Source organism: Kitasatospora sp. NEAU-69 (assembly GCF_057158765.1).
In genome coordinates, this window is record NZ_JBWXUE010000011.1 from 153,041 (window position 1) to 160,415 (window position 7,375).

The window sequence follows — 7,375 nt, forward strand, 5'->3', positions numbered from 1 at the left end:
CCAAAGGGGCGGGGGTGACCGAACAAAAGGAAGGCACTGTACCCCCGCAGCGCGATCGCTGCGGGGGCACGATGCTGTCCTGCGAGGGGGGTGGGGTCAGCAGGGACCGTTGTCGGTCCAGACGCCCCACTGGCCGCTCAGGCTCGGGTCCTCGCCGGTGGTCCACCACTTGTTGGTGTAGGTGTGACCCTTCCAGGAGACCGTGGTGCCGGTGGTCGCGTACACCGTGCCGGCGTTCCAGCTCGGCGCGGTGCAACTGCCGCCGGGGGCCGGGGTGGTCGGCGGGGTGGAGACCGGCGTGCTCGGCGGCGTCACCGGCGGGGTGCTGACCGGCGGCGTGGAGACCGGCGTGGTCGGCGGGGTGACCGGCGGGGTGGAGACCGGGCTGCTGGTCGGCGTGCCGGGGGCGGACGAGACCGGCGGCGCCGGGCAGTTGGCGGCGGAGCCGTTCGTCGCGTTCACCATCGTGTCGAACAGCCCGGTCTGGGTGCCCAGGTCGTAGAGCGAGAAGGCGAACGAGCCGCCGAGGCCGTTGCAGTGCAGGTAGTCGGCCTTGGCCTGGATCGACTGCGCGTCCTCACCGGTCCAGAAGTTGGTGCCGTCGTAGAAGTAGGCGGCCTTCGCGGTGTCGTCCCAGTACGTGTCCGCCGGGTTGTCCACGACGCCGTTCAGTTCCTTGTACATCCGGATGCCGTTGACGTTGCCGGACATCGCGGCGCCGGTGGCCGGGCCGCTCGCGCTCTGGAAGAGGCCGTGCTGGCTGCCGGCCGGCACGCCGGTCCAGCCCCGGTAGTAGAACGGCACGCCGATGTTGATCTTGTTGGCCGGGAAGCCGCCCTTGATGCCGTACTGCGGGTCACCGACCGTCCAGGCCTTGATCGCCTCGTCGATCGAGTACTTCGCGGTGCCCGGCGCGACCGGGGTCATCGGGTCGTTCGGGTCCGAGTAGAGCGCGGCCTGGTGGTTGGTCGGACCGGTCGCGTCCCAGGCGCCGTGCATGTCATAGGTCATCGCATCCAGGAACGTGAGGGACTGGCCGATCTTGTCGGTCTCGTAGTTCTGGATCTTGTCCTGGCCGGCGCCGACGGCCGCGCTGAGCGCGTACGTCCGCCCGTCGGTCTTGCCCTGGGCGTCCAGCTCCGAGCGGAGCTCGGCGAGCAGCGCGGTGTAGTTCTGCTTGTCCGCCGGCGAGGAGTGGTTGCCGGTGTGGCCGCCGCCGCCCGGGTACTCCCAGTCGATGTCGAAGCCGTCGAAGACGCCGGCCGCCGAGCCCGGACCGCCGAAGCCGACGTCGGTGGGCAGGTTGCCCTTGATGAACATGTCGATGCAGGAGGACGCGAAGGTCTTGCGCGAGGCGTCGGTGGCCGCCACGTCGGAGAAGTACTTCGAGTAGGTCCACCCGCCGATCGACAGCAGGATCTTGAGGTTCGGGTTCTTCGCCTTCAGCTCCTTGAGCTGGTTGAAGTTGCCCGCGATCGGCTGGTTCCAGGTGTCGGCGGTGCCGCTGACGCTGGTGTCCGCGCCGTAGGACTTCTCGTAGTCCGCGAACGCGTCGGCCGCGCCGTCGCCGGCGTTCGGGTTGCTCTCGTCCTGGGAGGCGGCCTTGGTGGCCTCGAAACACTTCCCGCTGGTCGGGTCGATGTTCTCGAAGTCGTAGATCAGGTAGTCCAGTTTCCCGGCCGCGCCGGTGTCCTGAATGGTCTTCGGGTAGTACCCGTTGCCGTAGACCGACCACTGGTCGAAGTAGGCGACCTTCAGTCCACCGCTGGTCGCGGACGCGCCGGTGGTGTTGGTCACGGCGGCGTGCGCGGCGGTGCCCGTGCTCAGCGCGAGCGAGCCGCCGAGCAGCAGCGAGGCGGCGGCGCCGAGGGCGAGTGCGGCCACGCCCCTGGGACGGCGGCGGCGCGCGGGGGAACCGGAGGCTCCCGGGGCTCCCTGGGGGAGCGAGCGAGTGAGCATGTGTGCGTGACTCCTGGTTGTGGGGGACCGTCAGGCCCGGGGGTCGGCCACGCGGGGTGGGGCCACGCGGACATGGGCATGACAGGGGAATCGTGCGCGAGAACGGGCTGGTGCAGCCCGGACTACGAAGACCCAATGCCGAGCGCCCCAGGACCGGCGTCAGTCGCAGGGCAACTGACGCCGGCTCAGGGGCTCCCTGCACCTGCGGATTAAAATGGACTAGACCAACACCCGCGTCAAGGCCCGCTCCCGGCGCTTGAGCCTGGCTTAAGGTTCGTCCACCGACGCCACCTTCCTGACCAGGTGCTAAACCTCTCCGGGTGGATCCGGGTCCGTCTTGAGATGTAGTGCTACTGCATCTCGTGTCGCACCGAACGCGCGCGCGGGTCCTCCTCAGGCGGCTCGTCACGGCCCCCTCGGCTCCCTAGCGTTGGATGCGTCGTATTCCGCCCCTCGTCCGAGGATCAAGATGATCGAAGCCGTCGGCCTCACCAAGCGTTACGGCCCCAAAACCGCCGTCCAGGACCTGAGTTTCAGCGTCCGTCCCGGCATCGTGACCGGCTTCCTCGGCCCCAACGGCGCCGGCAAGTCCACCACGATGCGGATGCTGCTCGGGCTGGACACCCCCACCGCCGGCCACGCCGTGGTGAACGGCCGCCGGTACGCCGAGCACTCCGCGCCGCTGCGCGAGGTCGGCGCGATGCTGGAGGCACGCGCCATCCACACCGGCCGCTCGGCCTTCAACCACCTGCTCGCGCTCGCCGCCACGCACGGCATCCCGCGCTCGCGGGTCAACGAGGTGGTCGACCTGGTCGGCCTGCGCGCGGTGGCCAAGAAGCGGGCCGGCGGCTTCTCGCTCGGCATGGGCCAGCGACTCGGCATCGCGTCCGCGCTGCTCGGCGACCCGGCCACGCTGATCCTCGACGAGCCGGTCAACGGCCTCGACCCCGAGGGCATCCTGTGGATCCGCAACCTGCTCAAGTCGCTGGCCTCCGAAGGCCGTACGGTGCTGGTCTCCTCGCACCTGATGAGCGAGATGGCGCTGACCGCCGAGCACCTGATCGTGATCGGGCGCGGACGGCTGATCGCGGACACCTCGGTCGCCGAGTTCACCGCGCGCGCCTCGAACGGCGGCGTGCTGGTCCGCACCCCGGACTCGGTCCGGCTCGCCGAGCTGCTCGGCGAACTGCCCGGCGTCACCGTCACCACCGGTGACGACGTCCAGGTGCTGAACGTCGACGGCGCCGAGAGCGAGCGGATCGGCCGACTGGCCGCCGAGCACTCCCTGACGCTCTTCGAGCTGACGCCGCAGCAGGCCTCGCTGGAGGAGGCGTTCATGGAACTGACCAAGGACTCCGTCGAGTACGACGCCGTGGTCACCCCCCGCACGCTGGTCGAGGAGCCCGTCGCATGACCACCATCACCCCCAGCGCCGTCCCCACCAGGCTGGTCGGCGGCTCGGTCACGCTGCCCCGGGTGGTCCACTCCGAGTGGATCAAGTTCCGGACGCTGCGCTCCAGCTACTTCACGCTGATCGCGGCCGTCGTCTTCATGGTCGGCTTCGGCCTGCTCGCCTGCTACGGCGCGATCGACCACCTGAACCACCCCGAGGCGCACGACCACGCCTTCAGCGTGGACGCCGCCGACCGCAGCCTGCGCGGCTACCTGGCCGCCCAGCTCGCCATCGGCGTGCTCGGCGTGCTGGTGGTCAGCGGTGAGTACAGCACCGGCATGATCCGCGCCTCGATGTCCGCCGTGCCGCGCCGGCTGCCGGTGCTCTGGGCCAAGGCGGCCGTCTTCGGCGCGGTCACCCTGGTGGTGACCTCGATCACCGCGTTCGTCGCGTTCTTCGCCGGCCAGGCGGTGCTCTCCGCCAACAACGTGCAGACCACGCTGTCCGCCTCGGGCGTGCTGCGCACCGTCGTCGGCACCTCGCTCTACCTGACCGCGGTCGGCCTGCTCGCGGTCGCGATCGGCGCCCTGGTGCGCAACACCGCGGGCGGCATCGCCGCCGTCTTCGGCCTGCTGCTGGTGATCCCGCCGCTGGTCGAGGTGCTGCCGGCGACCTGGGCCGGCAACATCGGTCCCTACCTGCCCGGCGCGGCCGGCCAGGCGGTCGCCACCCTGCACGCCGACCCCGGCACGCTGGCCCCCTGGACCGGCTTCGGGGTGCTCTGCCTCTACGTGCTCGCCGCCATGATCGGCGCGGCCGTGGTGCTCAAGCGGCGTGATGCGTGACCGGTCCGACCGGTATCCGTTGCACAATGGCCCGATGACCTCGGCCGACCTGCTCCCGTCAGCCCTCGAACGACGCTTCCCCGGCGCGCTTCGAGGGCTGGCGGGCGTGCGGGCCCGCACGCTGGTGGACCGGTACCCGGTTGCGATGGACACGGTCTTCGCCCTGCTCGTGTTCGGCATGACCGGCATGCCGCTGATCCGCCACGGGCACCACGGCGCATGGACCTGGGTGGTGCAGATCGGGGTCGTCCTGCCGCTGGCGCTGCGCCGCCGGGCGCCGCTGGCCGTCTTCGCCGCGATCGCCGGCGTCGCGTTCGTGCAGTGGCTGACCGCCGAGGCGATGCCGGGCGACATCGCCGTGCTGATCGGGCTCTACACGGTCGCCGTGCACCGTCCACGGGTCTGGACGCTGCGCGCCTTCGCGGTCGCCGAGCTCGGCGTCGCGCTCGCGGTGACCAGCTGGACCGCGCACGCGCCCGACCCGCCGGCGACCTGGTTCAAGGTCGCCTTCATGCTCTCCGGCGCCACCACCGCGGCGGCCGTCCTCGGCCTGAACGTCCGGGCCCGGCACAACCAGCTGCGGGTGCTGCGCGAGCGGGCCACCGAGCTGGAGCGCCAGCGCGACCAGCAGGCCGCGCTCGCGGTCGCCGAGGAGCGCTCCCGGATCGCCCGCGAGATGCACGACATCGTCACGCACAACCTCTCGGTGATGGTGGCGCTGGCCGACGGCGCCGTCTACGCCAACCCGCACGCGCCCGAGAAGGCGACCGCCGCGATGCGCCAGTCCGCCGAGACCGGCCGCCAGGCGCTCACCGACATGCGCCGCTTCCTGGGCGTGCTGCGCGCCGACGAACCGGACGCGCTGCGCCACCCGCAGCCCGGCCTCGGCCAGCTCACCGCGCTCACCGCGCAGGTCCGCGCGGCCGGCCTGCCGACCGAGCTGACGCTGACCGGCGAGACCGCCGACGTCTCCCCCGGCACCCAGCTGACCGTCTACCGGCTGGTCCAGGAGTCGCTGACCAACACGCTCAAGCACACCGCTCCGGGCGCCCGCGCGACGGTCCGGGTCCAGTGCCTGCGCTCCTCCGTGGTGGTCGAGGTCTGCGACGACGGCCGCCCGCTGCGCCCGGCCGCGGACCCGTTCGGCCAGACCGGGGAGCCGGGCCACGTCGGCCACGGCCTGGCCGGCATGCGCGACCGCGCCGCCGCGTACGGTGGTGAGCTCACCGCCGGTCCGCTGCCCCGCGGCGGCTGGCGGGTCGCCACCACGCTGCACCTCGGACCGGACCTCGAGGAGGACCCCCTGTGACCATCCGCGTCCTGCTGGTGGACGACCAGCCGATGCTCAGGGTCGCCTTCACGCTGATCCTCGACTCGCAGCGCGACCTGGAGGTCGCCGGCGAGGCCGAGGACGGCGCCGAGGCGGTCCGGCTCGCCGGCGACCTCCAGCCCGACGTGGTGCTGATGGACGTCCGGATGCCCGTCATGGACGGGATCGAGGCGACCCGCCGGATCGTCGAGCAGTGCCCCGACACCAAGGTGCTGATCCTGACCACCTTCGACCTCGACGAGTACGCCTTCGCCGGGCTGCGCGCCGGGGCCTCCGGGTTCCTGCTGAAGAACGCGCAGCCGGAGGAGCTGCTCAGCGCGATCCGCTGCGTCGCGGCCGGCGACGCCGTGGTCGCGCCGCGGATCACCCGGCGGCTGCTGGACACCTTCGCCTCCCAGCTGCCCGAGGACGGCGGCGCCCCCGGCCGCGGCGAGCGGGCGGTGGAGGCGCTGACCACCCGGGAGCGCAGCGTGCTGGTGCAGGTCGCCCGCGGCCTCTCCAACGCCGAGGTGGCCGCCGAGCTCTACCTCGCCGAGGCCACGGTGAAGACCCACGTCAGCCGGATCCTGCTGAAGCTCGGCCTGCGCGACCGGGTGCAGGCGGTCGTCTTCGCGTACGAAAACCGATTGGTCCGCCCGACCTGACCAGTGACAATCCTCGGATGAGCGATGACCAGAACGCCATGCAACGCCGCCGCGCCGCCCGCCTGGCCAGCAAGCGGACCCTCTCCGGCGACTACCTGATCACGATGCGGCAGCGGCTCGCCCAACTCGCCGCGCTGGACGGACTGGACGGGCCCGGGCTGGACGGGCCGCCCGACTTCTACGGCACGGACGGCCCGGTCCGCGAGCTGGAGCGGCGCACCGCCGAACTGCTCGGCACCGAGGACGCGGTCTTCTTCCCCACCGGCACGATGGCCCAGCAGGTCGCACTGCGCCACCACGCCGAGCTCACCGGCCGCCAGGCCGTCGCGCTGCACCCGCTCGGCCACCTGGACCAGCACGAGCGGCATGCCTACTCACAGCTGACCGGCCTGCGCGCGCTCTGGCCCACCACCGAGCACCGCCAGCCCACACCCGCGGAACTCGCCGGGCTGGGCGAGCCGTTCGCCGCGCTGGCCGTCGAACTCCCGCTGCGCGACCCCGGGTTCCTGCTGCCGAGCTGGGACGAGCTGGTCGCACTGACCGAGGCCGCCCGGGCCACCGGCGCCCGGGTGCACTTCGACGGCGCCCGGCTGTGGAACACCACGGCGCACTTCGGCCGCTCGCTCGCCGAGATCGCGGCGCTGGCCGACAGCGTCTACGTCTCCTTCTACAAGGACCTCGGCGGCATCAGCGGCGCCGCCCTGGCCGGCGACGCGGCGCTCACCGACTACGCCCGCGCCTGGCGGCACCGGATGGGCGGCCAGCTCTTCCAGCAGTGGCCCGCCGCACTCGCCGCGCTGCACGGCCTGGACACCGCGCTCCCCCGGATCCCCGACTTCACCCGGCACGCCGCCACCCTGCGCCCCGTACTGGCCGCGCTGCCCGGCGCCCGGCTCTACCCGGCCGAGCCGCCCACCCACGAGTGTCAGCTCTGGCTCCCCTACCCCGCGGACGCGCTGAACGCCGCCAACCTCGCGCTGGCCGAGCAGCAGCAGACCTGGTTCATCCACGGCTGGCAGGACGCCGCTCCGGGCCTCGCGATGGCCGAGCTGAGCCTGGCCGCCCCGGCCCTGGAGTGGACGGCGGACGAGGTCGCCGAGGTCGCCCGGCAGTTCCTGGAGCTCGCTACGGGCGGCACGCTCGGGTAGCCCAGCCCGCGCGGGCTACCACCTGGTGGTCTGCCCTGATGGGGGGTCGAGGAGAA

The 7,375-nt window shown here is 72.2% G+C and carries 6 protein-coding genes; 5 read left to right on the forward strand and 1 reads right to left on the reverse strand.

All coding sequences use genetic code 11. From position 1 onward, the window contains the following. Positions 1-96: 96 nt before the first annotated feature. Positions 97-1,959 carry a glycosyl hydrolase family 18 protein gene (locus AC060L_RS15295; protein WP_483799274.1) on the reverse strand — a complete coding sequence of 621 codons (1,863 nt, stop codon included), beginning with the start codon at positions 1,957-1,959 and terminating at the stop codon, positions 97-99. A 469-nt stretch (positions 1,960-2,428) separates the two neighbouring features. Here AC060L_RS15295 and AC060L_RS15300 point away from each other — a divergent pair, with 469 nt between their 5' ends. The 5 genes from AC060L_RS15300 to AC060L_RS15320 are packed head-to-tail and all read left to right on the forward strand — an operon-like array spanning position 2,429 to position 7,319. Next, the gene (locus tag AC060L_RS15300) at positions 2,429-3,373 is read left to right on the forward strand and encodes an ABC transporter ATP-binding protein (protein ID WP_483799275.1); all 945 of its coding nucleotides are present in this window, start codon (positions 2,429-2,431) and stop codon (positions 3,371-3,373) included. Further along, positions 3,370-4,197: an ABC transporter permease gene (locus tag AC060L_RS15305; protein WP_483799276.1), complete on the forward strand. Its 828-nt coding sequence runs from the start codon at positions 3,370-3,372 to the stop codon at positions 4,195-4,197. The genes AC060L_RS15300 and AC060L_RS15305 overlap by 4 nt, the downstream gene beginning before the upstream one ends. A 34-nt stretch (positions 4,198-4,231) precedes the next feature. Then, the gene (locus AC060L_RS15310; protein WP_483799277.1) at positions 4,232-5,506 is read left to right on the forward strand and encodes a sensor histidine kinase; all 1,275 of its coding nucleotides are present in this window, start codon (positions 4,232-4,234) and stop codon (positions 5,504-5,506) included. Beyond that, entirely contained in the window at positions 5,503-6,171 is a 669-nt protein-coding gene (locus AC060L_RS15315; RefSeq protein ID WP_483799278.1) for a response regulator, read from the forward strand. The genes AC060L_RS15310 and AC060L_RS15315 overlap by 4 nt, the downstream gene beginning before the upstream one ends. A 17-nt stretch (positions 6,172-6,188) precedes the next feature. After that, positions 6,189-7,319 (forward strand): threonine aldolase family protein, encoded by a 1,131-nt coding sequence (locus tag AC060L_RS15320; protein ID WP_483799279.1) that lies wholly within the window; start codon positions 6,189-6,191, stop codon positions 7,317-7,319. The last annotated feature ends 56 nt before the right edge of the window (positions 7,320-7,375 follow it).

Excerpts from the sequence above, each read along its gene's own strand:
- AC060L_RS15305 (WP_483799276.1), top strand. The coding sequence starts at position 3,370 with ATGACCACCATCACCCCCAGCGCCGTCCCCACCAGGCTGGTCGGCGGC.
- AC060L_RS15310 (WP_483799277.1), top strand. The coding sequence starts at position 4,232 with ATGACCTCGGCCGACCTGCTCCCGTCAGCCCTCGAACGACGCTTCCCC.
- AC060L_RS15300 (WP_483799275.1), top strand. The coding sequence starts at position 2,429 with ATGATCGAAGCCGTCGGCCTCACCAAGCGTTACGGCCCCAAAACCGCC.
- AC060L_RS15295 (WP_483799274.1), bottom strand. The coding sequence starts at position 1,959 with ATGCTCACTCGCTCGCTCCCCCAGGGAGCCCCGGGAGCCTCCGGTTCC.
- AC060L_RS15320 (WP_483799279.1), top strand. The coding sequence starts at position 6,189 with ATGAGCGATGACCAGAACGCCATGCAACGCCGCCGCGCCGCCCGCCTG.